28 protein-coding genes are annotated in these 25,613 nt (G+C 38.9%); 5 read left to right on the top strand and 23 right to left on the bottom strand.

Going from position 1 to position 25,613, the window contains the following annotated elements; all coding sequences use genetic code 11:
- Positions 1-64: 64 nt before the first annotated feature.
- The 5 genes from M997_RS00720 to gntX all read right to left on the bottom strand — a co-directional run bounded on the left by M997_RS00720 (position 65) and on the right by gntX (position 3,558).
- The gene (locus tag M997_RS00720; RefSeq protein ID WP_006534541.1) at positions 65-823 is read right to left on the bottom strand and encodes a DeoR/GlpR family transcriptional regulator; all 759 of its coding nucleotides are present in this window, start codon (positions 821-823) and stop codon (positions 65-67) included.
- Between the two features lie 38 nt (positions 824-861).
- Complete coding sequence (gene glpG, locus M997_RS00715; protein WP_064718210.1) at positions 862-1,701, bottom strand: rhomboid family intramembrane serine protease GlpG; 840 nt, start codon at positions 1,699-1,701, stop codon at positions 862-864.
- Between the two features lie 18 nt (positions 1,702-1,719).
- Positions 1,720-2,046 carry a thiosulfate sulfurtransferase GlpE gene (gene glpE, locus M997_RS00710; RefSeq protein WP_064718209.1) on the bottom strand — a complete coding sequence of 109 codons (327 nt, stop codon included), beginning with the start codon at positions 2,044-2,046 and terminating at the stop codon, positions 1,720-1,722.
- Between the two features lie 180 nt (positions 2,047-2,226).
- A complete protein-coding gene (gene nfuA, locus M997_RS00705) occupies positions 2,227-2,805 on the bottom strand; it encodes a Fe-S biogenesis protein NfuA (RefSeq protein WP_064718208.1) in 579 nt (192 codons plus the stop codon).
- 60 nt (positions 2,806-2,865) lie between these two features.
- Positions 2,866-3,558 carry a DNA utilization protein GntX gene (gntX, locus tag M997_RS00700; protein ID WP_064718207.1) on the bottom strand — a complete coding sequence of 231 codons (693 nt, stop codon included), beginning with the start codon at positions 3,556-3,558 and terminating at the stop codon, positions 2,866-2,868.
- Between the two features lie 37 nt (positions 3,559-3,595).
- Between gntX and bioH the strand changes: the two genes are divergently transcribed.
- On the top strand, positions 3,596-4,369 hold the full coding sequence (gene bioH, locus M997_RS00695; protein ID WP_064718206.1) for a pimeloyl-ACP methyl ester esterase BioH: 774 nt from the start codon (positions 3,596-3,598) through the stop codon (positions 4,367-4,369).
- Positions 4,370-4,439: 70 nt separating this feature from the next.
- Here bioH and M997_RS00690 read toward each other — a convergent pair whose 3' ends face one another.
- From M997_RS00690 to yihI, 6 genes are all read right to left on the bottom strand, one after another.
- On the bottom strand, positions 4,440-4,910 hold the full coding sequence (locus tag M997_RS00690) for an OsmC family protein (protein ID WP_064718205.1): 471 nt from the start codon (positions 4,908-4,910) through the stop codon (positions 4,440-4,442).
- A gap of 214 nt (positions 4,911-5,124) precedes the next feature.
- Entirely contained in the window at positions 5,125-5,355 is a 231-nt protein-coding gene (locus tag M997_RS00685) for a FeoC-like transcriptional regulator (protein ID WP_064718204.1), read from the bottom strand.
- 19 nt (positions 5,356-5,374) lie between these two features.
- Positions 5,375-7,702, bottom strand: coding sequence for a Fe(2+) transporter permease subunit FeoB (gene feoB / locus M997_RS00680; protein WP_064718203.1), 2,328 nt, complete (start codon positions 7,700-7,702; stop codon positions 5,375-5,377).
- Positions 7,703-7,751: 49 nt separating this feature from the next.
- Complete coding sequence (feoA, locus tag M997_RS00675; protein ID WP_064718202.1) at positions 7,752-7,988, bottom strand: ferrous iron transporter A; 237 nt, start codon at positions 7,986-7,988, stop codon at positions 7,752-7,754.
- 426 nt (positions 7,989-8,414) lie between these two features.
- Entirely contained in the window at positions 8,415-9,863 is a 1,449-nt protein-coding gene (locus tag M997_RS00670) for a DUF4026 domain-containing protein (protein WP_064718201.1), read from the bottom strand.
- 569 nt (positions 9,864-10,432) lie between these two features.
- Positions 10,433-10,936 carry a Der GTPase-activating protein YihI gene (yihI, locus tag M997_RS00665; protein WP_064718200.1) on the bottom strand — a complete coding sequence of 168 codons (504 nt, stop codon included), beginning with the start codon at positions 10,934-10,936 and terminating at the stop codon, positions 10,433-10,435.
- Between the two features lie 188 nt (positions 10,937-11,124).
- Here yihI and M997_RS00660 point away from each other — a divergent pair, with 188 nt between their 5' ends.
- Both M997_RS00660 and M997_RS00655 read left to right on the top strand, forming a co-directional pair.
- Positions 11,125-12,582 (top strand): glycosyltransferase family 39 protein, encoded by a 1,458-nt coding sequence (locus M997_RS00660; RefSeq protein ID WP_064718199.1) that lies wholly within the window; start codon positions 11,125-11,127, stop codon positions 12,580-12,582.
- A 17-nt stretch (positions 12,583-12,599) separates the two neighbouring features.
- Entirely contained in the window at positions 12,600-13,148 is a 549-nt protein-coding gene (locus M997_RS00655) for a GNAT family N-acetyltransferase (RefSeq protein ID WP_064718198.1), read from the top strand.
- Positions 13,149-13,203: 55 nt separating this feature from the next.
- Here M997_RS00655 and M997_RS00650 read toward each other — a convergent pair whose 3' ends face one another.
- Positions 13,204-13,515, bottom strand: a complete 312-nt coding sequence (locus M997_RS00650; RefSeq protein WP_064718197.1) for a monooxygenase — start codon at positions 13,513-13,515, stop codon at positions 13,204-13,206.
- A 73-nt stretch (positions 13,516-13,588) separates the two neighbouring features.
- A complete protein-coding gene (locus M997_RS00645; protein WP_420874848.1) occupies positions 13,589-14,941 on the bottom strand; it encodes an NCS2 family permease in 1,353 nt (450 codons plus the stop codon).
- 252 nt (positions 14,942-15,193) lie between these two features.
- Here M997_RS00645 and M997_RS00640 point away from each other — a divergent pair, with 252 nt between their 5' ends.
- Together M997_RS00640 and M997_RS00635 are read left to right on the top strand one after the other, a co-directional pair.
- Entirely contained in the window at positions 15,194-15,598 is a 405-nt protein-coding gene (locus M997_RS00640; RefSeq protein ID WP_064718195.1) for a DUF1240 domain-containing protein, read from the top strand.
- A gap of 2 nt (positions 15,599-15,600) precedes the next feature.
- Positions 15,601-16,002 (top strand): DUF1240 domain-containing protein, encoded by a 402-nt coding sequence (locus M997_RS00635; protein WP_064718194.1) that lies wholly within the window; start codon positions 15,601-15,603, stop codon positions 16,000-16,002.
- A gap of 40 nt (positions 16,003-16,042) precedes the next feature.
- Here M997_RS00635 and M997_RS00630 read toward each other — a convergent pair whose 3' ends face one another.
- From M997_RS00630 to ompR, 10 genes are all read right to left on the bottom strand, one after another.
- Positions 16,043-16,795 (bottom strand): amino acid ABC transporter permease, encoded by a 753-nt coding sequence (locus M997_RS00630; RefSeq protein WP_064718193.1) that lies wholly within the window; start codon positions 16,793-16,795, stop codon positions 16,043-16,045.
- A gap of 1 nt (position 16,796) precedes the next feature.
- Entirely contained in the window at positions 16,797-17,534 is a 738-nt protein-coding gene (locus M997_RS00625; protein WP_064718192.1) for an amino acid ABC transporter permease, read from the bottom strand.
- A gap of 106 nt (positions 17,535-17,640) precedes the next feature.
- Positions 17,641-18,480 carry an ABC transporter substrate-binding protein gene (locus M997_RS00620; RefSeq protein WP_064718191.1) on the bottom strand — a complete coding sequence of 280 codons (840 nt, stop codon included), beginning with the start codon at positions 18,478-18,480 and terminating at the stop codon, positions 17,641-17,643.
- Positions 18,481-18,713: 233 nt separating this feature from the next.
- Positions 18,714-19,448 carry a phosphate signaling complex protein PhoU gene (gene phoU / locus M997_RS00615; RefSeq protein WP_064718190.1) on the bottom strand — a complete coding sequence of 245 codons (735 nt, stop codon included), beginning with the start codon at positions 19,446-19,448 and terminating at the stop codon, positions 18,714-18,716.
- A 14-nt stretch (positions 19,449-19,462) separates the two neighbouring features.
- Entirely contained in the window at positions 19,463-20,239 is a 777-nt protein-coding gene (gene pstB, locus M997_RS00610) for a phosphate ABC transporter ATP-binding protein PstB (protein WP_064718189.1), read from the bottom strand.
- Positions 20,240-20,268: 29 nt separating this feature from the next.
- Complete coding sequence (gene pstA, locus M997_RS00605; protein ID WP_064718188.1) at positions 20,269-21,171, bottom strand: phosphate ABC transporter permease PstA; 903 nt, start codon at positions 21,169-21,171, stop codon at positions 20,269-20,271.
- Between the two features lies 1 nt (position 21,172).
- Positions 21,173-22,132, bottom strand: a complete 960-nt coding sequence (pstC, locus tag M997_RS00600; protein WP_064718187.1) for a phosphate ABC transporter permease PstC — start codon at positions 22,130-22,132, stop codon at positions 21,173-21,175.
- 76 nt (positions 22,133-22,208) lie between these two features.
- Complete coding sequence (pstS, locus tag M997_RS00595) at positions 22,209-23,249, bottom strand: phosphate ABC transporter substrate-binding protein PstS (protein WP_064718186.1); 1,041 nt, start codon at positions 23,247-23,249, stop codon at positions 22,209-22,211.
- 199 nt (positions 23,250-23,448) lie between these two features.
- A complete protein-coding gene (gene envZ / locus M997_RS00590; RefSeq protein ID WP_064718185.1) occupies positions 23,449-24,789 on the bottom strand; it encodes a two-component system sensor histidine kinase EnvZ in 1,341 nt (446 codons plus the stop codon).
- Positions 24,786-25,508, bottom strand: a complete 723-nt coding sequence (gene ompR, locus M997_RS00585; protein WP_023583230.1) for an osmolarity response regulator transcription factor OmpR — start codon at positions 25,506-25,508, stop codon at positions 24,786-24,788. Before ompR ends, envZ begins: the two co-directional genes overlap by 4 nt.
- Between the last annotated feature and the right edge of the window lie 105 nt (positions 25,509-25,613).

Below are 25,613 nucleotides of genomic sequence, written 5' to 3'. Positions count from 1 at the left end.
TAATAGGTCGAAATACAAAAGAAAAAGTACCTTAGAAGGTACTTTTTTCTAGTCAGAGATAAAGTTAGCAAAGCTCTAACTGGACGTTATGTTGCTCTACTATTTTTTGTATACCGGCGGGTGGCTCTTGGTCTGTAAAGAGATAATCAATGAGGTTCATATTGCCAAGATTAACCATTGCATTACGACCAAATTTTGAATGGTCTGTCACTAACATGACACAACGTGAATTTTCGATAATTGCGCGTTTTGTGCGAACTTCATGATAATCAAACTCAAGTAATGAGCCGTCCATATCAATACCGCTTATCCCTAAAATACCGTAATCGAGACGGAATTGAGAGATAAAATCAAGGGTTGCCTCGCCTACAATACCGCCATCTCGTGTGCGAACTTCACCACCCGCAAGAATTAATCGAAAATCCTCTTTTCCCATCAGTAGAGTAGCAACGTTGAGATTATTGGTCACAATTCGCAGATTTTTATGGTTAATTAGCGCATGTGCTACGGCTTCTGGCGTAGTGCCGATATCAATAAATAGCGTTGCGCCATCAGGTATTAAACTGGCGACACGTTGTGCTATACGTGATTTTTCATCAGACCACATGATTTTGCGATCATGATACGCTGTATTGACGGAGCTAGAAGGTAATGCTGCGCCACCGTGATGACGTTGGATTTTGTTCTTTTCCGCTAATTCATTTAAATCACGTCGGATTGTCTGTGGGCTGACTTCAAAATGCTCCACCAATTCTTCGGTGCTGACATAGCCTTGTAGGCGTACCAGTTCGATGATGGCATCATGTCGTTGTGTTTGCTTCACAGGTATCCCCTAATGTTAAAAATATCATGTTAATTTTATTATGATCGACGAGATAATTGGTGTCGATTATCCCACAAAGCCATCAATAAGCCGATAAGGAAACCTGCGAAATGTGCAGCATTCGCAATTGAATCACCTAATGCTCCCATTTGGCCGGCAACAATCCAAATAATCGAGAAAATAATCAGCCCTGTTGGTACGCCAATCCCTTTTTCTGGGTGACGTAAACCCGTCAGCCCCACATAACCAATGAGCGCATACACCACGCCAGATAGCCCGCCAAAATTGGATTCAGTAAACAGCGATTGCGCCCAATTACTAAACAGCGCGGAAACCAACATAATGACAAAAAGCTTTCCGGTACCTAATTTTTGTTCGGTTTGGCTTGCCAGATACCACCACATCGCAAGGTTAAACGCGATATGAGTGAGTGAAAAATGGACAAATGCAGGGGTAATATAACGCCAAATTTCTAGGTTTAAACTTTCATCATATGGCCAGGCCAGATGAATCATAACATCGTAGTCACCAACCACTTGCTGCCAAATATAAATAAGCACACATAAGATCACCACAAGTACAGTTAAAGGACCTGATTGTTGCACCATGTTTTTTAGTGAAAAGGATGGGCGATATTTAATACCCGTGCTTTGCGGATTACCCGCTTGCCAGCTTGCAGCTTGATATCGTGGGTGGAAAGGTTCACGAAGAAAAGTTTTTAGTTCTTTTTCAACCATTTCCAACTGTTGTTGGTCTTCTAACCAAAGGCTGACTTGCTGAGATTCTACTTGTGTATGAATGCGAACATGTTGAGTCGCCATATAATTAACAAATAGATCAGCGAGTTGAGGATTGGATAGCGTGATAATGTGGATCATCGGGAAACTCATCTGTAGTTATTGCAGAGAAGTTATCGCTTGTGGAAACTCTCTTCGCCACGCTTCAAAACCCCCATTTATACTATAAACGGTTTCAAAGCCCATATTGACCAGATATTGTGCGGCACCTTGACTGCTATGGCCGTGGTAACACATTACCATTACTGGAATATCATAATCAGCATCTTGTAAGAACTGATTTATAGTTTCATTGGTGAGATGAAAAGCACCTGTTGCATGACCAAGTCTGTAACTCTGTGGATCTCTTACATCAACTAAAATGGCTGATTGAGATACCCAGAATTGATAAGCTTGTTCAATACTAAGAAATTGAAAACGATCCATAATTGTCTTGTTTATTATATTGTTAAGTAATTTATTATGTTCTGAGCGAGAGAACGATACATCTATAATAGCGTCAAATTAGTAAAAATGACGTTAGCTTTTGTAAATGATAATTTTTTGTATACAAATCCCCAATGATATCAGTGCAGGTGAGTACCAAAGGGGATTTGAAACTGAGGATCAGTAGTAGGAGTGCTCACCACGTTGGTGTTCAGTTAAATCTTTCACGCCTTTTAATTCATCAGGGAATAGGTTGAGAAGTTCTTTTTCGATGCCATCTTTTAAAGTGACATCTATCATTGAACAACCGTTACAACCACCACCAAATTGTAAGATAGCATAGCCATCTTCAGTGATTTCCATCAGGCTAACACGACCACCATGACCGGCTAATTGAGGGTTAATTTGCGACTGAAGCACATATTCAACGCGTTCAATTAATGGAGCATCAGCATCTACTTTACGCATTTTGGCGTTAGGTGCTTTCAGTGTTAATTGTGAACCTAATTGGTCAGTAACGAAGTCGATTTCAGCTTCTTCCAGAAAAGGGGCGCTAATATCATCAACGTAGGCAGAAATTTTTTCGAACTTAATTTCAGTATCGTTAGGTTCAACTGCATCTGGTGGGCAATAAGAAACGCCACATTCAGCATTAGGCGTTCCGGGATTAATAACAAATACGCGGATTTGGGTGTTGGGTTCTTGGTTAGCCAGTAGTTTGGCAAAATGCGCCTGTGCGGCATCAGTAATTGTAATCATATCGTCTTGCTCAATAGTTGACTGTTCTGGTTGGTTATCATACGCCCAATTGGCGGTTAACTACAAGGTTCGACAAATTGCCCATACCTCAACAGAGCGTGCTCCCGCACGAATTAACAACGGCACGATGGCATTGAGTGTCGCACCTGTAGTGATAACATCGTCAATCAGTGCCAGATTTTTCCCTGATACCAACACTGTGTTATTTAATACAAATGCATGGTCTAAATTCTGTTGCCTTTGACGGGCACTCAGATGACTTTGCACTAGTGTAGCACGAGTTCTTATCAAGGTATCTGACTGATAAGGACAATTTAACCACGTAGCCAAAGGCTTAGCGATAACGCTGACTTGGTCAAATCCTCGATGCCAACGACGGTATCGATGCAAAGGCACACTAATAATTCTATCTGGTTTATGCACGATATTTTCTCGACGATGTGATAACCACCGTAATAAAAAAAGTCGTGCAAGACATAAAGCTATTTGAGGGCGAGGATGGTATTTATAAAGGTGTAATAATTTATTTAATGGCGGGCGATAATCTGCCACCGTCAACATCTGTTTCCACTGCGGGGGCGATTTTAAACATCGCCCACATAATATCATTGAATGCGTTGAAGGATACAGGCAGGTAGGGCAACGATTTTTTTGCAGTGGTAAATGGCGAATACAAATCGAACAAATACCTTTATTATCATAATGCAATGGTTGGCGACATACCCAGCAATATCCTGCTATCGTTATAAGCATAAAGAAAGCCTTAGTAAGAAGAGAAGAGAGCATAACAATGAATAAGCTGTATTGGCAGACAATTGGAGAAGGTAAAACGCATCTTGTGCTATTGCATGGATGGGGCTTGAACGCACAGGTCTGGCAATCATTAATAATGCGATTGAACTCGACATTTACTTTGCATCTTGTGGATTTACCAGGATATGGGCGTAGCCAAGGTTTTCCTGTATTAACGTTACAAGAGATGGCTGATGTTGTGTTTGCACAAGCGCCGAAAAATGCAATTTGGCTAGGCTGGTCATTAGGTGGATTAGTTGCAAGTCGCATTGTGTTAGATAATCCACATCAAGTTGCAGCGTTAGTGACCGTTGCTTCTTCACCCTGTTTTAGTGCTCATCAAGATTGGCCGGGTATCAAACCTGAAGTATTAAAAGGCTTTGAACAGCAGCTCAGTGAAAATTTTCATCGTACTGTTGAGCGTTTTTTAGCCTTGCAAACATTAGGTACACAAAGTGCTCGTGAAGATATGAAAGCGTTAAAATCAGTGGTATTAGAACAACCTTTGCCATCTGTTGAAATACTTAATGGTGGTTTAGAAATACTTCGTACAGAAGATTTACGTGAAGAATTAAAAACAGTGAGCTGCCCATTTATTCGTTTTTATGGCTATCTAGATGGGCTAGTGCCGAGAAAAGTGGCTAATTTATTAGATGAAATATATCCCGATTCTCCGAGTGTTATTTTCCGTAATGCGGCTCATGCACCCTTTATTTCACACCCTGATGAGTTTAGTCAGGCATTAGTTAATGCGGTTAAAGATATCCATTAAATAGCCAAGTGATGTTATTTCTACATCGTTTTGATTTTATAATCAGCCCTGATCTTAGGGCTGTACTTATTTAAATGGCAATATCCTCAGTACTCTTTTCGAGACTGTATGACGTCTCACAAATAGGGGGATTTTTAATGGTATCAAAGACAGGACAAGTACGTTCAATAAAGGCAATAAACGCAGCTATTTCTTCTTCGCTATTATCTGCCTGAATAAAAAAGTGTGTTGTGATTTTACTGAAGCCAATTTTGGCTTGTTTGTTTTTACCTGTAAAACCATCTGTATCAAGTTCACCTTTGACTTCAATGCGAATATCGTTGAGCTTAATGCGATGCATACGAGCAACGCTTTTAGCGACAATACCTTTACATGCACCTAAGGTTCCTAATAGCGCTTCCACAGGGTTCATGGCGCTATCTTTTCCACCTAATGATGTAGGTTCATCGAGTAAAAGCTGAAACTGGCGTGACGCGCACTGCATTTGTAATCCACCTTGTTCGCCACTTGTGACTATTGATGAAAATTCGGTTATCGGCATATTTCATATCCTTATTGTAATATATTATTTTTAATGTGAATGGACGTCTTTACGTCTAAAGATAAATGAAATTATGCCGTGATGGTGAGAAAAGTAAATCAAGAAGTAGGAAGATGAAAGTGATTCATTTTGGCGCTTTGTGTGAAAAATCGGGTGATAATGGATAAAAAAAATCCCCAATTTTGTCGGGGATTTTTTATCAAGACGAATGAGTTTAGCTTAATTGATAAAGCTTTGTCTGACACGCAGTGGCTTCAGGGCAGCTTTTGCAACTGCCACTAAGGCACTCTTCCACATCCACTTCATCAAGCTTACCCATCAGTGTGAGTCGCTCAAGCATAGCCTGCACCAATGGTTCTGGTGCGTTTAATTGATGGCTAATGAGTCGAGCATCAGCTCGGCCATTAAGTGCGACACAATCACGGACCTGTATCAAACTTGCCATCTTACTTTTCCTTTATCACTTAGTGACAATTACCTTTAGAACAACACTGTTTTGCGAATGAATGTTTGTTACTTAAGTTAATTGTTAGGCGATTACGCGATTTACGCAATAGAAGAAAGAGAATTAAGTTAAATATGACTACGCCAGCAATGGTAATAGCGCTACTTTCTGGGTGCTCGCTAAATGTTGCTACTTGATAGAACAATGCTGCCAGTGAGTAAGCAATATTTAAGCCCCAAAGAATGGAGAATGTCATCCATCCACGGCTAGTTTCACGGGCAATTGCACCCATGACAGAAACACAAGGCACATACAACAGAACGAAAATTAGATAGCTATAAGCTGCAATACCGGAACCAAATTTAGCACCCATGGTGCCCATCGTCCCAGTATCCATTTCGCCATCACCTTTACTGGCTTCAATTGGATTAGAGAGTGCGGCTAAAGTAAAAGTCTCTTTTAAGCTATCCCATGTTTCACCAAAGGCATCGCCAATTTCGCCCAAAAGATCAAACTCTTCGGCATTAAATGGCTCATTAACAATGCTTTCAGCGGTATAAAGGGTATTTAATGTACCCACGACCACTTCTTTTGCCATTGCACCTGTAACTAAGCCGACAGTCGCTTGCCAGTTATCATTATGCACACCAATAGGTTGCAGTAATGGAGTGATAACTTTACTAACAGAAGCAAGTGCAGAGTCGTTGATGTTATCTGCAGGTTTACCAGAGAAGGTAAAGCTATTTAACGCACCGATAAACATACTGGCGATAATAATGACTTTACCCGCACGGACAACGAAGCCTTTTAAACGCTGCCATGTTTGCAGTAATAATGTTTTTGCATGAGGCACATGGTAAACCGGCAGCTCCATCACAAATGGAGATGCATCACCGCGCATAATGGTATGTTTCAGTAGTAAACCCGTTAAGATGGCAACCAAAATACCAAGGATATAAAGAGAGAAAACAACACTCGCGCCATTTTTGCCAAAGAATGCAGCGGCAAAAACCGCAAAGATTGCTAAGCGAGCACCACAAGACATAAACGGTGCCATTAAAACGGTAATTAAACGTTCTCTAGGCGCATCTAATGTACGAGCACCCATAATAGAAGGAACGTTACAACCAAAGCCAACAATGAGAGGAACAAAAGATTTACCCGGTAAACCTAATGCCTGCATTAATCTATCCATTACAAAGGCAGCTCGAGCCATATAACCTGAGTCTTCAAGAATAGATAGAAAGAGATACATCATCCCTATTTGTGGTACTAATGGTAAAACAGTATTAATACCGCCACCAACACCTTGAGCAAGGAAAATAGTCAGCCATTCAGGGAAGTTAAAGGTTGCCCCAATCCATTGAATACCATGAATAAAGATAGCTTCAGAGCCGCCTTCAAACGCAGGCTGCAAAGCACCACCAATATTAATGGCTAGCACGAACATTAAATACATCACAAATAGGAAGATAGGGACACCTAACCAACGGTTTAATATCACTTTATCGATATTTTGCGTGAGTCGATTGGGTTTTATCGCTTCCATATTAATAACAGCATGACAAATACGTTCAATATTTTGATAACGGGCATCTGCAATGACTAATTCAGCTTCGTTATTATGCTCATCTTGAATACGTTGACGAATAGTTTTGATATCTTCCGCAGTTACTTGTGCGCGCTGGTGGGTGTAAATATCACCTTCTAAGCACTGTAATGCCATCCAACGACGTTGTTGAATATTGAATTCATCATGATTAATTTTTCCCGCTAATGCCTCTACTTCATTTAATAACCAAATTGGGTATGAAGTAAGGAGTTCTTGAGGTTTTTTCTTTTCAGCAGGAAAAGCATCAATAGCTTCTTTTAATTTATCAATACCAGAGGCTTTGGTGGAAACCATCGGAATAACAGGGCAACCCAGTTGTTGTGAAAGCGCCTCAATATCAATTTGTATATCTTGATGCTCTGCTATATCCAACATGTTTAACGCCACAATGCAGGGAATACCAAGCTCAAGTAGTTGTAATGTTAGATAAAGATTTCGTTCTAAGTTCGAGGCATCAACAACGTTGATAAGCATATCGGCTTCATTGCTAAGAATGAAATGGCAGGCGATTTGCTCATCGAGAGATGTTTGTTCTGAAATTGTGGTTAATGAGTAAGTGCCTGGTAAGTCAACTAACTCAATTTTATGGTTAGCCGTCGTAAAGCGGCCCACTTTACGTTCAACCGTTACACCCGCCCAGTTTCCCACACGTTGGCGGGAACCTGTCAGCTGGTTAAAGAGTGTTGTTTTACCGGCATTAGGATTACCGATAAGACCAATAGTGAGAGGAGTCATAATTGTGATGCCAATAGTTGCGTTGCCAGAGTGAGAGAGAAATTAACGGTTATTTTTCGTTATGGATCACTTCGCTAAGATTAATTAGCGCGAGATCTTTTTTTCTCAGAATTAAAGATACGCGGTGTGTCTCTATCTGAATGGGATCGCCAAGTGGTGCGATACGGATAACGTTAAATACAGCTCCTGGTAGCATTCCTAATGATAATAATTTTTGGCGATAAGCGGGGCTTATCTGAGGTGAATAGCCCAGGATTTTATAACTATGATTTGGGATTAGAGACATAAGTCGTCCTTCCACAGATGTTGATACAAAAAATAATGATACTGATAATTATTAACGCATGTAAAAAATGATCACACAAGATAATTAAGGTAATTATAATAAATATTTTTAATGCTAATGAGAATTATAACTATCCTTATTGGGTATAATTTAGCCTACTCTAGGCTTACCTACTCTTGATTTAAATCAATCCTAGAAAAGATAACCAAGGGAAACTGAGCGTTAAATGTAGAGAGGGCGCTGTTTGTTACTAGAAAAAAAATGAAATGTATTTTTTTTGGCTGATGATGTAGCAACAAAGTAACAACTAATTAATGGTGTTAACGGGTCACGACACTAAAATAGATTGCCAAAATAATAAATTTGCGGGTTTTCTTTCACAATAAAGCTGAAATAGCCCGCATTATTCGTAGGGATAATGAAAAATTAGTGAGTTTGTTGATGGCTAAATAATTGATAAATATTATTAGGGGTATAATTATTATCTTGATAAGTAATCACCCAATCTGTTATTAACGCAATATCAATAGGATATACTTTTCCTTCGTCCATATCTTCAATATAAAATGGTACGTTAATCAATTTGGCATATACCGTATTACCATCGAGAGATTGAGGAATAAACCACATATGTTCTAGTTCTTTTTCTTTTTCATTTTTACCATAAGGGATGCCAAACTTAATCATAAATTGCCATGGGTTATCGGTTTCTTCCGTTTTACCTTTACTCAGCCATTTTGAGAATAAGTTATTTTTTTGTTCTACAGGGGGCTGATTATAATTATCAAACATCGATACAAAATATTCCCAACGAAGTTTCGCTTTTTCTGACATTTCATACGTTTCTTCATTGGTGCGCAATAGCATTATTGCTTGTTGTTCTTCATAGCCTTTGAAGAAAGTTTCCAATACGGGATTTTCTTCATTGGTACGAAATAGCATCGAGGAGGGGTGCTGATGATATTCATCACGGTCAGCCATATCACCTAAAAATATGCCACTAGGTGCATCATTGGTGTCATAACGCATTTCTTCTAAAGGACGAAGATTATCTAGCGGTGTAGATTGATTTACGTGACGAATACCTTCTTCGTAAGGTAATGCCACAAGGTATTCTAAGCCGGAGGATGTTTGCCCACAAAGCATAGGTTCACCAAATTCGATTTGCTGATGATTGATGCTGTTATTGACAAAGCAGCGAAAAATATCAGGAATACCATAATAAGATTCAAGCATACTAGGAATGACTAAATCGACTTCGGTTAGACCACAACGTTCTAAACCATGAGTATGGAACCAAAACATTGTTGGTGGATCATTTTCAGTATCATAAACTGCATGAATAACATACAGACTTTCAACTTCAGGATAAAGATCCGGTGTTTCTAACTGAAAACGTATCCACTCAGGTGTTAATGCTTTACCTGCTGCGGATTCATCGAGTGCCAATACCATTTCTGGCGCAATGATATTGAGAAAATTAAGCTGATGGTGATAACTTGCAAGAGGGTGCAACGCATCCGAAAATAAGGTTTCTAATAAAATATCTTGAGTGGTCGCATTAGCATGTGCCAGTAATTCCGGAGTGAGTGTATCTGTAGAATAAGCTGGGCAAATCTTATAATCAGGAGAACGAGCTAATAGACAGACAAAAAAACGCAGTTCATCGCCATCTTGCTGACAGGTATAAAAGAAACCGTCTTCAATATCTTCAGTTAAATAATCAATTTCACCTTCTGTATAATCGCTTTGCTGTTCTAGACGTTGCTCAATTAAAGCATAGTTTAGCGGCTGTGCAGGGAATGCCACTATACGAGAGGGTTCTTTTTTTCCTTGCCCTGTGATGATATCTAAATATTGTTGTTTATTATCCATGTTTTTTATTACTCGTATATTTAAAATAGGAAATAATAATATCAGGGTTAGTAGCGAAGAAATAGATAGAGTAATCTTAGCTTTTATTTATTTATTTAAATTATCGCGAGTTACACTTATAAAGAGTAATTAACGGCAAAATTATCATTAAAGATTTATTTATCTAAAAAACAGGATATCATAATAAAAAAATAGATAAGATTTTTATTAAAAATGATTTGATGAGCAATGGGATATTGAACGCTTATCTGCTGTGCTAGCCTATGTTTAGTACAGAGAAAATTGCGTAACATTTGAAATACTCTATGAGTGTTTATGTATATATAATATTGTAATCACATATTTAGAATATGATAAAGCAATACAGATCAGTAATAGATTAATAAAAATGCCATCAAAATTAAATTTTATTTATATGTGTGAAGCTTTTTACGTCCAATTAATAATATATTAATAAACATGAGTATAAATAAATAAAAAAGAGAGATATTCAATTTTTAAATTAAAATATAAAAAATCTGACAGAAACCTGTTATTGGTTTCTGTCAGATAAAATTCAGTAAGATAAATTACTTACCTTTTAATAACTGCATGATGTCTTCGGTTTTTTCTTCGTCGTCATCATCTTCAAACTCAATACCTAACTCAACCATTAGCTCATCAATACGATCAAGTGTTTTTTCAGTATAAGCTTGTTCTTCGGCCGTTAATTTTTCACCACTTTCAAGACGAGATAGAAGTTCATCTAAACGAGCATCATTTTCTAACAGCTCTAGCTCTTCTGCGGGTGATAAGCGAACGGGTTCAGCTTTTGCTGGAGCCGCTTTTTTAACTGCTTTTGTTACTTTTGGTTTATCAGCCACGATCAACGGAATAGGTTTTTTACTACCAATACGTGGATCTTTCGGCTCTTGAGCTTGTGTTTTTTTGTTATCAATGGATTCCTGCTGACGGTTACCAGCAGGATTGCCACGGTGTTTCTTTTGACGCTTACGGTCGCGTCCTTCCGCATTTAGCTCTTCACGCGTTTTTCTACGAACTTTTGCGGCTGGCTTTCTTTTAATCATATTCATAATGGTAACTCGGCTTGTGATCTTCTGGTTGCGCAATCTATCAGAAACTATTTTGCGATAAAAGCGCGAATTTAAGACAATTTAATTTTTGCTCACGTACAATACACGGCTCGTTTCACTATACTTTACTGTGTTGTGACATCAATTAACTATAAATTTAAATTTATCAACTTAACTTTTTTTTTATTATGACATTATCATCTGCTCAATTACGCAAACCAGTATATTGGTGGATTATTGGTTATGCGACGTTATGGATTATCGTCAGTTATATGTTCGATCCTACTGTGCCTTATGATGCAGTGGAAGCGGTCAATTGGGGTACTAATGGAGAATGGGGTTCCCCTAAGAATCCGTGGTTTGTTGGCTTTTTAATGTGGCCTGCTATCTATGGTGGCATCGATTTTAGCTTTTATTGGTATTTTATCCACTTTATTGTGATTGCCATAGGGTTATTAGGTATTTGGAATTTAGCTTATCAACTAACAAAAAATCAGTACTTAGCTTGGTTTGCCCTGTTAGGGCTTAATTTATCAGGAATAATTAATTTTGATATTATTCCTTACAATGATAATTATATTTTAGTTGGTTGTTGGGCTTGGGCACTTTATTTCTTTGTTTTTGCTATTAATGAGAATCCTAAGTATTGGCTTTGTTTTGCTATCACCATGGGTATTGCGACCATGGGAAAATATTCTTCGCTAGCCATTATAGGTTCCGTTTTCTTATTAAGCCTATTTGTTCCTAAAGTACGTCAAAGCTATTGTTCACCTTATTTTTATCTGGCTATCGCTATCTGGCTTGCTTTTGTTATACCCAACTTTATTTGGTTATGGCATAACGATTTTGCCGCTTTTAAATGGGTCGATTCACAAATAGATCACCGCTTTAATCTGCGTACTGCGCGTGCTGCATTAACGGTATTTTACCCTGTGATTATTATGTGGGGTATTTTGCACTTATATGGTGGGCGTGTTAGTTGGTCGGCATCTCAAGATAGCCGGTTACTCAATTTTATTTTGCTATTTCCATTGGCGATTATTTTTGTCTGGTTTAGTTTTAATGACGGTGGACGAATTACTGAGTGGCTACAACCTTTTATGTCGGTAGCAACAGCGTTATTTGTCGGCTCAATTACAGTTATGCCTAAGCGCTCATTACGTGGCGCACTCTATGGTTTAGGTGTATTTGGGATGTTGGTGTTGTCAGGCTATACCGTAGTACAAGCTGCAAACGTGCGTAATGCAGGGCAAAAATTTATTGGTATAAAAACATTTGTGCAAGAGGTTGAACAGGCTTGGCATCAACGTTATCACACACCTTTATCATATGTTGGTGGTGAGTATATGCATGAATGGGTTACATTTTATGGCAAAGATAGGCCTTTATCATCGCAACCCTGGCTATTAGAAGAAAATATTCAACCGCCAAATATTTATAATCGACATATCACCTTACAACAGCTTGAAGATAAAGGCGTTGTATTGGTTTCAGAAGTGGGTGATAACTGTACAAATGCGCATTTTGATACAGGATTAAAGCATTGGCCAAGTTTGAAAATAGCGAGTACTCAAGAAATTTTATTTCGCTCTGAACCAACGGCTATAGCAGAGCCAGTATGCATTGCTTTTGTTGCGCCGAAATAAAAAAAGGAAAATAAATCATGCGTTATGCAGATGTTCGTATTGAAACGCAGCGGTTGTTATTGCGTCCATTTGAAATGAATGATGCACAGTCTTGGTTTCAGATGATGAGTTCACCTGAGGTGACTCGTTACTGGAGCCATCTTCCTTGGCTGTCCTTGCAAGAAGCAAAAGAAGATATTGTTCAAGATATTACTCACATGGAGAGAAAAGAGTATTTGCGTTTAGCGGTAATAGATAAAACCAGTGGCGTTATGCAAGGAATGTGCGTCTTTTTTAATCATTACCCTAATTCGCAACGTGGCGAAATTGGCTATTGTCTTGATACGCAATATCAGGGCAAAGGGATTATGAAAGAGGCGATGGTTGCATTTATTGATTATTTGCAAACCTATTTATCTGTTCGCCGTTTAGAAGCTGATATTCATCCAAGTAATAAAGCCTCTGCTGCATTACTCGAAAAGCTGGGTTTTGAACAAGAAGGGTATCTTAAACAGCGCTGGGTTGTGGGTGATGAAATTTCAGATTCTGCAATTTATGGTTTGTTACTCACTACGAAAACGCAATAACCCCTGTTTTGCTATCGAACACAAGTGGTGTGTACCACTTGTGTTTTCTTACTGACTATTTTGCTAGAAATAATGCTTGATTTTGTTGGCTTAAGGTTTGGTTTATCGCAAATATTTCACCGCGAACTTCAGGCACACCAAAAGATTTTAAGCGAGCGCTGTGTTTTTTTAGGTAAGCTTGTGCATCTGAAACAGATGCAAAAAGATAAATACCGCCCGCTTTTTGAGTCTCTTTATTTTCTGTCCAAATCTTCCAAATAAAACCAGGCTCTTGATTTATCGAGGTTGATAATGCATCCATCGCCTGAGTCATTTCTTCGCCCCAAGGCCCTTGATAAGGGAAATCTACTTGTAGAATAACTTGCATAATGACCTCTTCTATTAATACAAAACGGCACATAAGTGCCGCTTTGCTATTTATCTAACAATATCAATTTAGTTTAAAATAAATTATTTAAATCAATAACATGAGTGTCGATAAGTAGGATTTTTAAAATAAAGAGTAATGATACAACAACGACACACAGGTTGATTTCTTTCCAGCGGAAAGTCCCTATTTTCATCACACAATAAGCGATAAAGCCAAGAGCGATACCCTCAGTAATAGAAAAGCTAAATGGCATCATTACTGCTGTGATAAAGGCTGGAACAGATTCGGTTAAATCATCCCATTTTACACGCGTTAAGCTTGAGGTCATTAATACCCCAACATAAATCAGTGCACCCGCAGTGGCATAACTTGGCACCATGCCCGCTAACGGTGAAAGAAAAATAGCGAGTAAGAATAAAATACCCACAACAACCGCAGTCAAGCCTGTACGTCCACCGACAGAAACGCCAGATGTACTTTCAATAAATGCAGTTACTGAAGATGTTCCCATTGCAGAGCCGGCAACAGAACTTAAGCTATCCACATAAAGTGCTTGTTTCATACGAGGAAACTTACCTTTATCATCAGTAAGACCTGCTTTATCAGTTACACCAATTAAAGTACCTGACGAATCAAATAAGTTAACCAGCATAAAAGCAAAAATAACACCAGACAAGCTGATATCTAAGGCACCCATAATATCAACTTTACCTACAACGGTAGTGATAGAAGGGGGAAGAGAGAAAATACCTTGATAGTGGACATCACCTAATAGCAAACCAATAACGGTGGTGATCACAATAGAAATCAAAATTGCTGCATGAATATTACGCGCAGCTAAAATGGCGATAATAAAAAAGCCTAAAGCACCAAGTAAAACGTTATGGGAAGCGAAGTTACCAATGGTAACGATGGTATCGTTATTAGGAATGATAATACCGGAGTTTTTTAATCCCATCATAGCGATAAAAAGGCCGATACCGCTAGTAATACCGACACGCAAGCTTAGTGGAATATGGGCAATTATCCAGTAACGAATACGGAACAAAGTGAGAAGAAATAATCCAACTGCACCCCAGAAAATCGCTCCCATAGCGACTTCCCATGAATAACCCATAGCACCAACAACCACAAAAGCAAAAAAGGCGTTAAGGCCCATAGCGGGGGCGACCGCGATAGGTAGATTAGCCACTAATCCCATTAAAATACTGCCAAAAGCAGCAATTAAGCAGGTGGTAACGAAAACTGCTTTAATATCCATATTCGCCGCAGCGAGGATTTGAGGATTAACGAAGATAATATAAACCATCGTTAAGAAAGTTGTGATACCCGCAATCAGCTCTGTGCGGGCTGTTGTGCCGTGTTCTTGCAGCTTAAATACTCGCTGAAGCAAACCCTGCGGTGCAGAGTTTGGTGATGACATGCTCATAGACAAAAGATCCCAAAAAAAATGTTTTTCGCTTTATCCTACACAAATAAAACTAGAACTGCACCTAAAAAAGTAATCGATTGCGTCTGTAAAGGATGAAATTTAGATAAGCTGGGGAAATGTCTTGTTATTAATACGTAGAAACAAATAGTCGTATTATCTTAAAAATATTAAATTTTTATACAGTATTGATTATAAGTTTTTTCCGTATATTTTATTCCTTAAGGATAGAAAAGGAGATAGGGAATGTCGGGTAGGCGTTTAATGGAAATAATATATCTAGTATCAGGTATTTTATTTGTTATTTTCTCTATAGAGTTATATCTCTCAATAGAGAGCTATATCAATTATTTTCTTCTTGTTGAAAAGTTTCAGTTTTCATTTAAAACATCTATTTTCTTATTTACTGTACCTGCTGTTTTTTATCTTATTTATTTATTGGTCTTTCCATCATCAAAAAAGAGAACCATAGAAAAAAGTAAAAGATTAATGATGTTTTTTCTCATGCTCTTTCTTTTTGGCTATATCTTTAGCTTTTTCTTTTCCAATTATGTCGAAAAAGATCTTCTTTCTAAAGGCTATTTTATTTGTGAAACAAACAATTTTACAGAATCTAATCTCTATGTTAAATCACTTATGATGTGTAATTAATTATGGATACTGAAGTTAAAGATAAAATTTATTTAATCTCATTAATTGTTCTCCCTCTCATTCTTTTTGTTATCTATGCGTCAATCATGGATTATGCGGACTATTTCTTTTTAGCAGAAAAAATAAAATTTTCTGTTGTCACTGCAAGCATACCTTTTACGCTGCCTTTTGTTTGTTATCTTTTTTCTTTGTTATTGATATCTGCAATAAAAGATAAGTTAATAAAAATTAATAATAAACTCTTTATAGCAACTGTAATGATATTTCTTTTTGGTATTGTCTTCGGCATTTTTTTTAATTTATATGTGAGATATGAACTTGTCTCGCAGGGATATTTTATTTGTAAAGAAGGCCCCTCGCCTAAATCAAATACTTATGTGATATCGCCAAAGTTATGCCGTTAACAGCATAACTTTTACTTAGAAAATGAGTGCTTTTGAGTGATTAACCTAAACGTTTCTCAATGAATTTCTGTTTTTTAACAGGAAAGATTATTTGCCAAAAAGGATGTTTTTCTTTTTGTGTTGAAAATAATTTGGCTATTTTGTTGGCGATAATTTCCAATGAAACACAGAGCACAAAGTAAATAAAAGCAACAAATAAAAATACTTCCATTGGATAGACCATGCTGCGGTTATTGACTTGTGTGGCTAAGAAAGAAAGTTCTCCTACCCCCACAACATAAGCTAAAGAAGTGTCTTTAATTAATGCTATCCATTGATTAATAAAAGAAGGCACCATCATGCGTAATGCTTGTGGTAACACGATATGCCATAGTACTTGCCAACGATTCAACCCGAGTGATAATCCAGCCTGCCATTGCCCTTTGCCTATTGCTAAAATGCCAGCTTTTACACCATGCGCGATATAAGAGGAAGTAATAAGCGCCAAGGCACAAATCACGGTAGTAATTTCAGGAATATCCATTCCAAGTACAACAGGTAATAAAAAATAGACCCAAAATATCAACATAATGACGGGAATGGCGCGGAAAAAACCTAAAAATGCAGCAAATAGGTTAACCCATACACCTCTTAGCATCGCTAATGCAATGCCTCCCAATGTGCCTAAAATAATAGAAGCAATGCCTGCGATTAGACTAATAAAAATCGTGAGTGCAGCGCCTTCTAAAGGCCCCTCTGGATAAGCGCCAAACAGGAGGTACTGCCAATTATCAGCAATAACAGTAAAGTCCATATCAATACCCCTGTGCTAATTTACGTTGTTGGTGCCATTGTCCCCACGCTTCCATTAGCGCAATAGCAGCAATATAAAGTATTGTTGCAACACCAAAAGCCTCAAAAGTGCGTAGTGATTCTGTTTCTACTTGTCGAGACGCATAAGAGAGTTCTGCGACACCAATTGCCATTGTTAGTGATGAGTTCTTTATCACATTCATATACTGACCTAACAAAGGAGGAAGCGCGATGCGAAATGCTTGAGGCAAAATGACATAACGCATTGATTGCCATTGCGTTAAACCTAATGCCAGAGATGCGTATTTTTGCCCTTGTTTTACCCCTTGAATACCCGCGCGTAATTCTTCCGCAATAAAAGGTGCAGAATAAAATGTCAGCCCAATAACGCCTGCTAAAAATTCAAAAGAAGGCCAAGAGAGTGTGAGACCGAGTAATGAGACTTCATGAGGTGTGTTTAGCCATATCATCGCAGCTTGTGGCAAAATTTCGCCGGAAGCAAAATACCAAAAAAAGAGTTGTACTAACAAGGGGGTATTGCGAAATAGAGATGTATAAATTGCTGCTAACCAGCGTAAAGGAGCCAATGTGCTGTCGCGTGCCGCAGTGAGTAAAAAACCCAATAACGTAGCGATGATTATCGTCCAAAAAGAGATGAGCAAGGTGATTAAAAAACCATTCCATAGCCAACTCAAATAATGAGGCTCAAGAAGGTAGTGGGTAAGAAATTGCTCAAACATAATATTACCTATGCAGACACCAAACCCCGCTTAAGCGGGGCCGATGTTTTAATAAAAGAATAATTTTTTTATTAATTAGCTGAGTTATTAATTAATTCTTAGATAATTAAGATTGTGGTGCTTGCTCAGATAATGGTGCAAATTTAAAGTCGCCACGAGGCTGCGCTGATTTTGTTTCAGGGCCAAACCAACGGTTATAAATCTCGTCTGCTTTACCTTCTTTTTCTAATCTTAATAGCGTGTTATTAATTTCATTGATTAAGCGATCTTCACCTTTTGCGGCTGCAACGGCTTGGTATTCACGAGTTATACTAAAAGGTGAAATTTCAAAGTCTGCTTTTATTGCATCAGGCAGATTTGCTAATAATCCCACCAGCTTAGCATCGTCTTGGGTAATTGCTTGGACGTTACCATTACGCAATGCAGCGAAGGCAAGAGGAGTATCATCGTATGAGATAACTTTGGTGTCAGGATAACGCTCACGCAGCGTAATTTCTTGCACTGTGCCTTTATCTGCACCAATACGCAGCGAGTGAATTTGGTCTGGGTTAGTTAACACGCCTTTACGCGCAATAAATTTTTGTCCCGTTGCAAAATAAGGTACTGAGAAATCAACTTGTTTGGCTCGTTCTTCAGTAATCGTGAAGTTAGCTGCAATTAAATCAATTTTCTTTGAGCTAAGAAGAGGAATTCGGTTTGCCGGATTAGTAGGACGTAACTCAAGTTTAACACCTAAATCTTTTGCGATTTCATTCGCGATATCAGCATCATAACCGGCTAGCTTTTTGGTTTGCGGATCAACAAAACCAAAAGGCGGGTTACTATCAAAAATAGCAATACGAACTACACCTGCTTTTTTTATGTCATCTAATTTATCGGCTTTTGCGATACCAGAAAATAATACAGAGCCTGCAATTAATGCAGTTGCCAGAACACGTAATTTCATTATTCACCCCAGAAAAAGAATTATCATCATTGTTATGTTGAGTATCACGCTATCAAGTTGTTCTAAGTTCATAAAATAATAAAAACTGATATGAATATTCTTTTGTGGAATAAGCCTTAGAAAGTTGTTGCGTTAATTTGATTCAAAATTAGGAAAGTGAAAGGTAATAAATAAAAAAACAGAGGCTAAAAAGCCTCTGTAAAATAAGAGAGTAAAGAGATTGATCGGTTTATTTATTGAGATGATGAATTGTCATCATTTCTTGTCAGCATTTTTTCAACTTGGTCACCACCAATATGGCGGAAATCATGGCCTTTAACGTAGTAGAAAATAAACTCACAAATATTTTGGCAACGGTCGCCAATACGCTCAATAGAACGCGCGCAAAACAGCGCTGTAAGTACGCTAGGGATGGTGCGAGGATCTTCCATCATATATGTCATTAGCTGACGCACAATACCTTCGTATTCATTGTCGATTTTGGCATCTTCATGATAAATACGCACTGCCTCTTCTAAATCCATTCGCGCAAAAGCATCAAGAACATCATGCAACATTTGCACCGCGTGTTGACCTAAAGATTCTAAGCTCACTAACAGTGGTTGATGCTGATGTGAAAACTTCTCAAGTGCGGTATGACAAATTTTTTCAGCCACATCACCGATGCGTTCTAATTCGGCGATAGTTTTTGAAATCGACATAATTAAGCGCAAATCACTGGCTGTTGGCTGGCGTTTTGCAATAATGCGAACACAAGCATCATCAATAGCCACTTCCATCATATTGACTTTGTGGTCATCTTGAATCACTTCATTCGCTAATGCTTGGTCTTGGTTATGCATCGCCATAATGGCTTTTTTTAGCTGTTCTTCGACTAAACCGCCCATAACCATTAATTCAGTGCGGATATGCTCTAACTCAGCATTAAATTGACCAGAAATATGCTTATTGTGATTTAAATTATCCATTCTTTGCCTCGTTATCAGCCATAACGCCCAGTGATGTAATCTTCAGTTTGTTTTTTCGCAGGACGCGTAAATAACGTATCCGTATCGCTAAATTCAATTAATTCGCCTAAATACATAAATGCAGTGTGGTCTGAACAACGTGCGGCTTGTTGCATATTATGCGTAACGATAACGACGGTATATTCTGATTTAAGTTCGCTAATCAGTTCTTCAATGCGGCCTGTAGAAATGGGGTCTAATGCTGAACACGGCTCATCAAGAAGCAATACTTCAGGGCGAATTGCAATACCTCTAGCGATGCATAAACGTTGTTGTTGACCGCCAGACAAACTATATCCACTTTGATGTAGTTTATCTTTTGTTTCATTCCATAATGCGGCTTTAGTCAAAGCCCACTGAACGCGATCATCCATATCAGCACGAGATAATTTTTCAAATAAGCGCACACCAAAGGCAATATTGTCATAAATCGACATTGGGAATGGTGTTGGTTTTTGGAACACCATACCGACTTTGGCACGCAAAAGTGCGATATCTTGCTTATCTGTCAGGATATTGTTGCCATCTAACAGGATCTCACCTTCTGCACGTTGCTCGCCATAAAGCTCGTACATTTTATTAAAAGTACGTAGTAAGGTTGATTTACCACAGCCAGAAGGCCCGATAAATGCAGTGACTTTATTCTTGGCAATATCTAACGAGATGTTCTTTAGCGCATGGAATTTACCGTAGTAGAAGTTCAAGTCACGAACTTGGATTTTATTTCCAGCGTTATCATTAACCATTGTCATTAAACGTTCTCTCTTACTTAGCTTTGGCGTTAACCATGCTTGTTTTTAGCAAACAGCACGCGCGCAATAATATTGATAAATAGAACACAGAGGGTGATAAGTAATACGCCAGCCCAGGCAAGTTGTTGCCACTCCGCAAATGGACTCATGGCGAACTTAAAGATAGTCACTGGTAAGTTGGCTATCGGTTCGTTTAAATCTGTGCTCCAGAATTGGTTTGATAGTGAAGTAAATAATAGAGGTGCTGTTTCGCCAGCTATACGAGCTATCGCTAATAAAACCCCTGTAATAATGCCCGACACCGATGCTTTTAAGGTGATCTTTAAGATCATCTTCCACTTAGGTGTACCTAAAGCGTAAGCGGCTTCACGTAAGCTATCAGGAACCAATTTCAACATGTTTTCAGTGGTACGGATAACAATAGGTATTTGTAATAGTGCTAATGCCACAATACCGGCCCAACCTGAAAAGTGCTGCATTTGTGCGACAACGATGGTGTAAACAAATAAGCCGACCACTATCGAAGGTGCTGACAGCAAAATATCATTAATAAATCGTGTGACTTCTGCTAGCCACGACCGGCGACCATATTCTGCAAGATAGATACCTGCAAGAATACCTAATGGTGTTCCGATAACCGTTGCCCATAAAATTAATAGGCCACTACCTACTATCGCATTTGCAAGACCGCCACCTTCTGTATTTGGTGGTGGTGTCATCTCTGTAAACAGAGCCAGCGACATGCCATCAAAACCTTTGGTTACCGTAGAAAATAGGATCCAAACTAGCCAAAAAAGGCCAAATGCCATTGTTGAAACAGAAAGAAATAGTGCAATACGGTTTTTCTGACGACGCCATAGCTGGCGTTTATGGCGTGTACGTAATTGGCCTTCTGTTTGACTCTGTAATGAAGCAGGTGATGTTCTAGACATATCAACGCGCTCCTTCATTTTTAGATAAACGTAGTGTCATAAATTTAGATATCGCTAACACAATAAACGTAATGACAAACAGGATAAGACCCAATTCCATTAACGCCGCAGTATGTAATCCGGTTTCTGCTTCTGCAAATTCGTTTGCTAATGCAGAGGTGATACTGTTACCCGGCATAAACAGAGATACGGAATCTAATTGGTAGGTATTACCGATGATAAAGGTCACTGCCATCGTTTCCCCTAATGCTCGACCTAAACCTAGCATTACGCCACCTATTACCCCATTACGAGTGTAAGGTAGAACGATATTCCAGATAACTTCCCATGTTGTGCAACCAATACCGTAAGCGGATTCTTTCATCATGGTCGGTGTTTGTTCAAACACATCACGCATAACAGAGGCGATATAAGGAATGATCATGATGGCCAAAATAACACCGGCAGCCAAAATACCAATACCGAAGGCTGGGCCAGAGAACAATTCACCAACAATAGGAATTGTAGATAACACATTACCAACGGGTTCTTGAAAGTAGGTTGCAAATAGTGGTGCAAAGACAAAAAGTCCCCACATACCATAAACAATACTTGGAATAGCCGCTAACAGCTCAATGGCTATCCCTAACGGGCGTTTTAACCAATTAGGTGCTAGTTCTGTTAAAAAGAGTGCAATACCAAAGCTCACCGGAACTGCAATAACGAGTGCAATTATTGAGGTGATAATGGTGCCGTAAATAGGAACTAAAGCACCAAATTCTTGTGCCGGTGGATCCCACTCTTTTGTCCATAAGAAGGAAAGGCCGAATTGTTGAATACTTGGCCATGAAGCAAAAATCAGTGAAACAATGATACCTGTTAAAAGCAAAAGCGTAATCAACGCAGCTAGTCGGACTAGTGCGCTGAAAATAACGTCCCCTCGTTTACTAGGGGCCTTTATTACCGTTGTGTGCTCGGCCATAAAGCCTCTTTTATTTAGTACCCCCTGTTTTAGCAGGGGGTGAACGTTAACTTATCTCTCAATGGTTGCCGTGTTATTAGTAAATTGGCTGACCATTACTGTCTTTGATACTGGTTTTCCATGCTGCGCGAATTTGTTCTACAACTTCTGTTGGCAATACTGCGTAATCGAGGTTTTTCGCTTCCTGATTACCCTTATCGTAAGCCCAGTTGAAGAAGTTCAGCACTTCTTTTCCTTTTACTGCATCTTTCTGAGTTTGGTGCACTAAAATAAAGGTGGTTGAAGTAATTGGCCATGCATTCTCACCTTTCTGGTTAGTCAGGTCTTGTGCAAAGCTTTTACTCCAATCAATTTTTCTTGCTGCTGCACTAAAGCTATCCGCAGTTGGTGAGATAATTTCACCATCAGCAGTCACCAATTTAGTATAAGCAAGGCTATTTTGTTTTGCGTACGCATATTCAACATATCCGATAGAACCCGGTACACGCTGAACAAAAGCCGCAATGCCATCGTTACCTTTTCCACCTAAACCTGTTGGCCATTTCACAGTAGAACCTGCGCCGACTTCATCTTTCCATGTGCTATTTACTTTTGCTAAGTAGCTAGTGAAAACGAATGAAGTTCCTGAACCATCAGCACGACGGATAACGGCGATATTTTGGTCAGGTAGTTTAACGTTAGGATTGAGCTTAGTGATAGCGGGGTCATTCCATTTTTGGATTTTACCCAAGTAGATATTACCAACAGTTTCACCATCTAAGGTTAATTCACCGGATTTAATGCCTGGGATGTTAACTGCAAGTACAACGCCACCAATAACGGTTGGAAATTGGAACAAGCCATCAGCTTTTAATTTTTCATCTGTTAATGGCGCATCTGAAGCACCAAAATCAACAGTGTTGGCAAGAATTTGTTTTACACCACCAGAGGAACCAATGCCCTGATAGTTAATTTTGTTACCTGTTTCTTTTTGATAGGAATCTGCCCATTTAGCATAAACTGGGGCAGGGAACGTTGCGCCAGCACCAGTCAGCGAGGTCGTTGCCTGTGCAGAAAGAGCGGTCATTGAAAACGCAGCGGCAATGACACTAGTCAGGGTGGTACGCATCAGTTTCATAATCCCTCCTGTGGGATAGGTAGAATAACTTCGACATCTATCAACTTCGGTTTCGGTACGCACAGACAATAGGTCAGTTAGATGACAATTAAATGTCTTAATTGTGACAGTTTTATGACAATGAGAAAAAATGATGAAAAATAGTGAGGAATTGCGGGAAAAAATAATAAATAGAGAAAAATGAGATTAGTAATGATGTTTAATCATCGTCATCTTCACGTTCTTTTAATGGGAAGTTTGCTCTGATTAATAACCCGCCCTTGACGCTATCATCAAGTTCAACATAACCACCATGAGCATCCATAATACGGCGAATAATCGAAAGCCCTAAACCTGCTCCCGTCGTACTTCTTGCTTGTTCACCTTGAACAAAAGGTTGAAATAACCGCTGTCTATCTTCTAATGGAATACCGGGGCCATCGTCTTCTACTTGAAACCATGCAAACTCTTCATTTTTACCGCTAGAAACACTTATCCAACCATTGCCGTAACGAGTCGCATTCACAATCATATTGGCGAGTGCGCGTTTCACCGCGATGGGATTCGCCGTAATATTAATAGGATAAGGATAAAGATGTTCTTCGCTAATTTTGCCAGAGTTAGATTCAGCACAGAGAACTTCTTGTAATAAACAGTTCATGTCGCACAGTTCTAATGACATCTCTTTTCCTGTGCGTATATAGTCTAAAAATCGTCCAATAATGGCGTCACAGTCTTCAATATCTTTATTAATAGAATCAGCAAGATAGCTATCTTCTGAGCTCATCATTTCAGTTGCCAGACGAATTCGTGTTAAAGGTGTTCGCAAATCGTGACTGACACCGGCCATAACTAAGGTTCGATCATTATCTAAAGAGCGAATACCTGATGACATTTGATTAAATGCTCGAATGATCGAACGCATCTCTGATGAACCTGATTCTGGGATAGGGGGAGGAATAACGCCTTTACCAATACGACGAGCTGCATATTCCACTTCGTTTAATGGGCGATTTTGAAAACGGTTATATAACCAGAAAAAGGCAATAACAATAATAATAAAAATAATTGCTTGGCGATAAACTGGCAGTAAGAAATTTTGCCCTAATTCAGTGAGTGGAACCCGGATCCATAAAGAAGGTGAAATATAGGTGTTAATCCATAAAACAGGATATTCCAGTGTGCTCTCAATCCAAATTACGGTTTCACCATTAAGGTATTCAGACATCTGTTGGCTAAGCTCATCATCTTCTTTCGCCCAATGAAGCCCTTCTTTTAATGCTGTTTTTTTATCAAAAAAGGAAATACCTAATTCATTGTAGATTTTATTACGCAGAGCTGGGGAAATTTTAAGCGGAGTGCCATCAACTAAAATGAGCTCCTCGGGGATGAAAGTTCGTATCTCATAAGCTAATACTTTATTAAATTGCTGTAGGCTTGGACCCACAATAAGATGCTGTACAACAAGGTAACTGGCTATCAAACTAAAAAAAAGTAGTGAGATAACCAGAAACAGAGAACGCGTTAGCTTATTGTGTGGTGAAAGCCTCAGCCTTCTCATTGCACGCTGGTTCCATCTGGCACAAATACGTAGCCTAGCCCCCAAACCGTTTGAATATAACGTGGATGAGTTGGATCTTCTTCAATCATGCGGCGTAAACGCGAAATTTGAACGTCGATAGAGCGTTCCATTGCGCTGTATTCACGACCACGAGCTAGGCTCATGAGTTTGTCTCGTGACAGTGGCTCACGAGGGTGAGATACCAACACTTTAAGTACTGCAAACTCACCACTGGTCAGAGGCATATGCTCTTCTTCGTGGAACATTTCACGTGTACCTAAATTCAGCTTAAATTTACCGAAAGAAATAATGGCGTTATCTTGAGATGGTGCGCCGGGTAATTCGTTAGCTTGGCGACGAAGCACCGCACGAATACGAGCAAGTAATTCTCTTGGGTTAAACGGTTTGGATATATAATCATCAGCCCCGATTTCTAGCCCAACAATTCTATCAACCTCTTCCCCTTTAGCAGTAACCATAATAATAGGGATTGGGTTATTTTGGCTGCGCAACCGGCGGCAAATAGATAATCCATCTTCACCTGGAAGCATTAAATCAAGTACGATAAGGTGGATAGATTCGCGAGTTAATAGACGATCCATTTGATCGGCGTTTGCAGCAGTACGGATTTGAAAACCTTGCTCTGTTAAATAGCGCTCTAATAGTGAACGTAAACGCAAATCGTCATCCACGATTAAAACTTTGTAACTTTCTTGCATTTTTTAAGCCCCCGAAGTGCAAATGCTCTTATTAGCGAATTCTATCATTGATAAGAATATTAAACCAAAAACAAAGAATAAACGTTAATGATTTACAGAGAAAAC

It is taken from the genome of Proteus hauseri ATCC 700826, assembly GCF_001654965.1.
Classification (GTDB): Bacteria; Pseudomonadota; Gammaproteobacteria; order Enterobacterales; family Enterobacteriaceae; genus Proteus; species Proteus hauseri.
The sequence above is the reverse complement of the archived record's forward strand: the minus strand, read 5'-3'. Positions and strand labels throughout refer to the sequence as shown.

What these genes read in the sequence shown, in the direction of transcription:
- glpG (WP_064718210.1), bottom strand. Translation starts at nt 1,701, where the DNA reads ATGATCCACATTATCACGCTATCCAATCCTCAACTCGCTGATCTATTT.
- glpE (WP_064718209.1), bottom strand. Translation starts at nt 2,046, where the DNA reads ATGGATCGTTTTCAATTTCTTAGTATTGAACAAGCTTATCAATTCTGG.
- nfuA (WP_064718208.1), bottom strand. Translation starts at nt 2,805, where the DNA reads ATGATTACAATTACTGATGCCGCACAGGCGCATTTTGCCAAACTACTG.
- gntX (WP_064718207.1), bottom strand. Translation starts at nt 3,558, where the DNA reads ATGCTTATAACGATAGCAGGATATTGCTGGGTATGTCGCCAACCATTG.
- bioH (WP_064718206.1), top strand. Translation starts at nt 3,596, where the DNA reads ATGAATAAGCTGTATTGGCAGACAATTGGAGAAGGTAAAACGCATCTT.
- M997_RS00690 (WP_064718205.1), bottom strand. Translation starts at nt 4,910, where the DNA reads ATGCCGATAACCGAATTTTCATCAATAGTCACAAGTGGCGAACAAGGT.
- M997_RS00685 (WP_064718204.1), bottom strand. Translation starts at nt 5,355, where the DNA reads ATGGCAAGTTTGATACAGGTCCGTGATTGTGTCGCACTTAATGGCCGA.
- feoB (WP_064718203.1), bottom strand. Translation starts at nt 7,702, where the DNA reads ATGACTCCTCTCACTATTGGTCTTATCGGTAATCCTAATGCCGGTAAA.
- feoA (WP_064718202.1), bottom strand. Translation starts at nt 7,988, where the DNA reads ATGTCTCTAATCCCAAATCATAGTTATAAAATCCTGGGCTATTCACCT.
- M997_RS00670 (WP_064718201.1), bottom strand. Translation starts at nt 9,863, where the DNA reads ATGGATAATAAACAACAATATTTAGATATCATCACAGGGCAAGGAAAA.
- yihI (WP_064718200.1), bottom strand. Translation starts at nt 10,936, where the DNA reads ATGAATATGATTAAAAGAAAGCCAGCCGCAAAAGTTCGTAGAAAAACG.
- M997_RS00660 (WP_064718199.1), top strand. Translation starts at nt 11,125, where the DNA reads ATGACATTATCATCTGCTCAATTACGCAAACCAGTATATTGGTGGATT.
- M997_RS00655 (WP_064718198.1), top strand. Translation starts at nt 12,600, where the DNA reads ATGCGTTATGCAGATGTTCGTATTGAAACGCAGCGGTTGTTATTGCGT.
- M997_RS00650 (WP_064718197.1), bottom strand. Translation starts at nt 13,515, where the DNA reads ATGCAAGTTATTCTACAAGTAGATTTCCCTTATCAAGGGCCTTGGGGC.
- M997_RS00645 (WP_420874848.1), bottom strand. Translation starts at nt 14,941, where the DNA reads ATGTCATCACCAAACTCTGCACCGCAGGGTTTGCTTCAGCGAGTATTT.
- M997_RS00640 (WP_064718195.1), top strand. Translation starts at nt 15,194, where the DNA reads ATGTCGGGTAGGCGTTTAATGGAAATAATATATCTAGTATCAGGTATT.
- M997_RS00635 (WP_064718194.1), top strand. Translation starts at nt 15,601, where the DNA reads ATGGATACTGAAGTTAAAGATAAAATTTATTTAATCTCATTAATTGTT.
- M997_RS00630 (WP_064718193.1), bottom strand. Translation starts at nt 16,795, where the DNA reads ATGGACTTTACTGTTATTGCTGATAATTGGCAGTACCTCCTGTTTGGC.
- M997_RS00625 (WP_064718192.1), bottom strand. Translation starts at nt 17,534, where the DNA reads ATGTTTGAGCAATTTCTTACCCACTACCTTCTTGAGCCTCATTATTTG.
- M997_RS00620 (WP_064718191.1), bottom strand. Translation starts at nt 18,480, where the DNA reads ATGAAATTACGTGTTCTGGCAACTGCATTAATTGCAGGCTCTGTATTA.
- phoU (WP_064718190.1), bottom strand. Translation starts at nt 19,448, where the DNA reads ATGGATAATTTAAATCACAATAAGCATATTTCTGGTCAATTTAATGCT.
- pstB (WP_064718189.1), bottom strand. Translation starts at nt 20,239, where the DNA reads ATGACAATGGTTAATGATAACGCTGGAAATAAAATCCAAGTTCGTGAC.
- pstA (WP_064718188.1), bottom strand. Translation starts at nt 21,171, where the DNA reads ATGTCTAGAACATCACCTGCTTCATTACAGAGTCAAACAGAAGGCCAA.
- pstC (WP_064718187.1), bottom strand. Translation starts at nt 22,132, where the DNA reads ATGGCCGAGCACACAACGGTAATAAAGGCCCCTAGTAAACGAGGGGAC.
- pstS (WP_064718186.1), bottom strand. Translation starts at nt 23,249, where the DNA reads ATGAAACTGATGCGTACCACCCTGACTAGTGTCATTGCCGCTGCGTTT.
- envZ (WP_064718185.1), bottom strand. Translation starts at nt 24,789, where the DNA reads ATGAGAAGGCTGAGGCTTTCACCACACAATAAGCTAACGCGTTCTCTG.
- ompR (WP_023583230.1), bottom strand. Translation starts at nt 25,508, where the DNA reads ATGCAAGAAAGTTACAAAGTTTTAATCGTGGATGACGATTTGCGTTTA.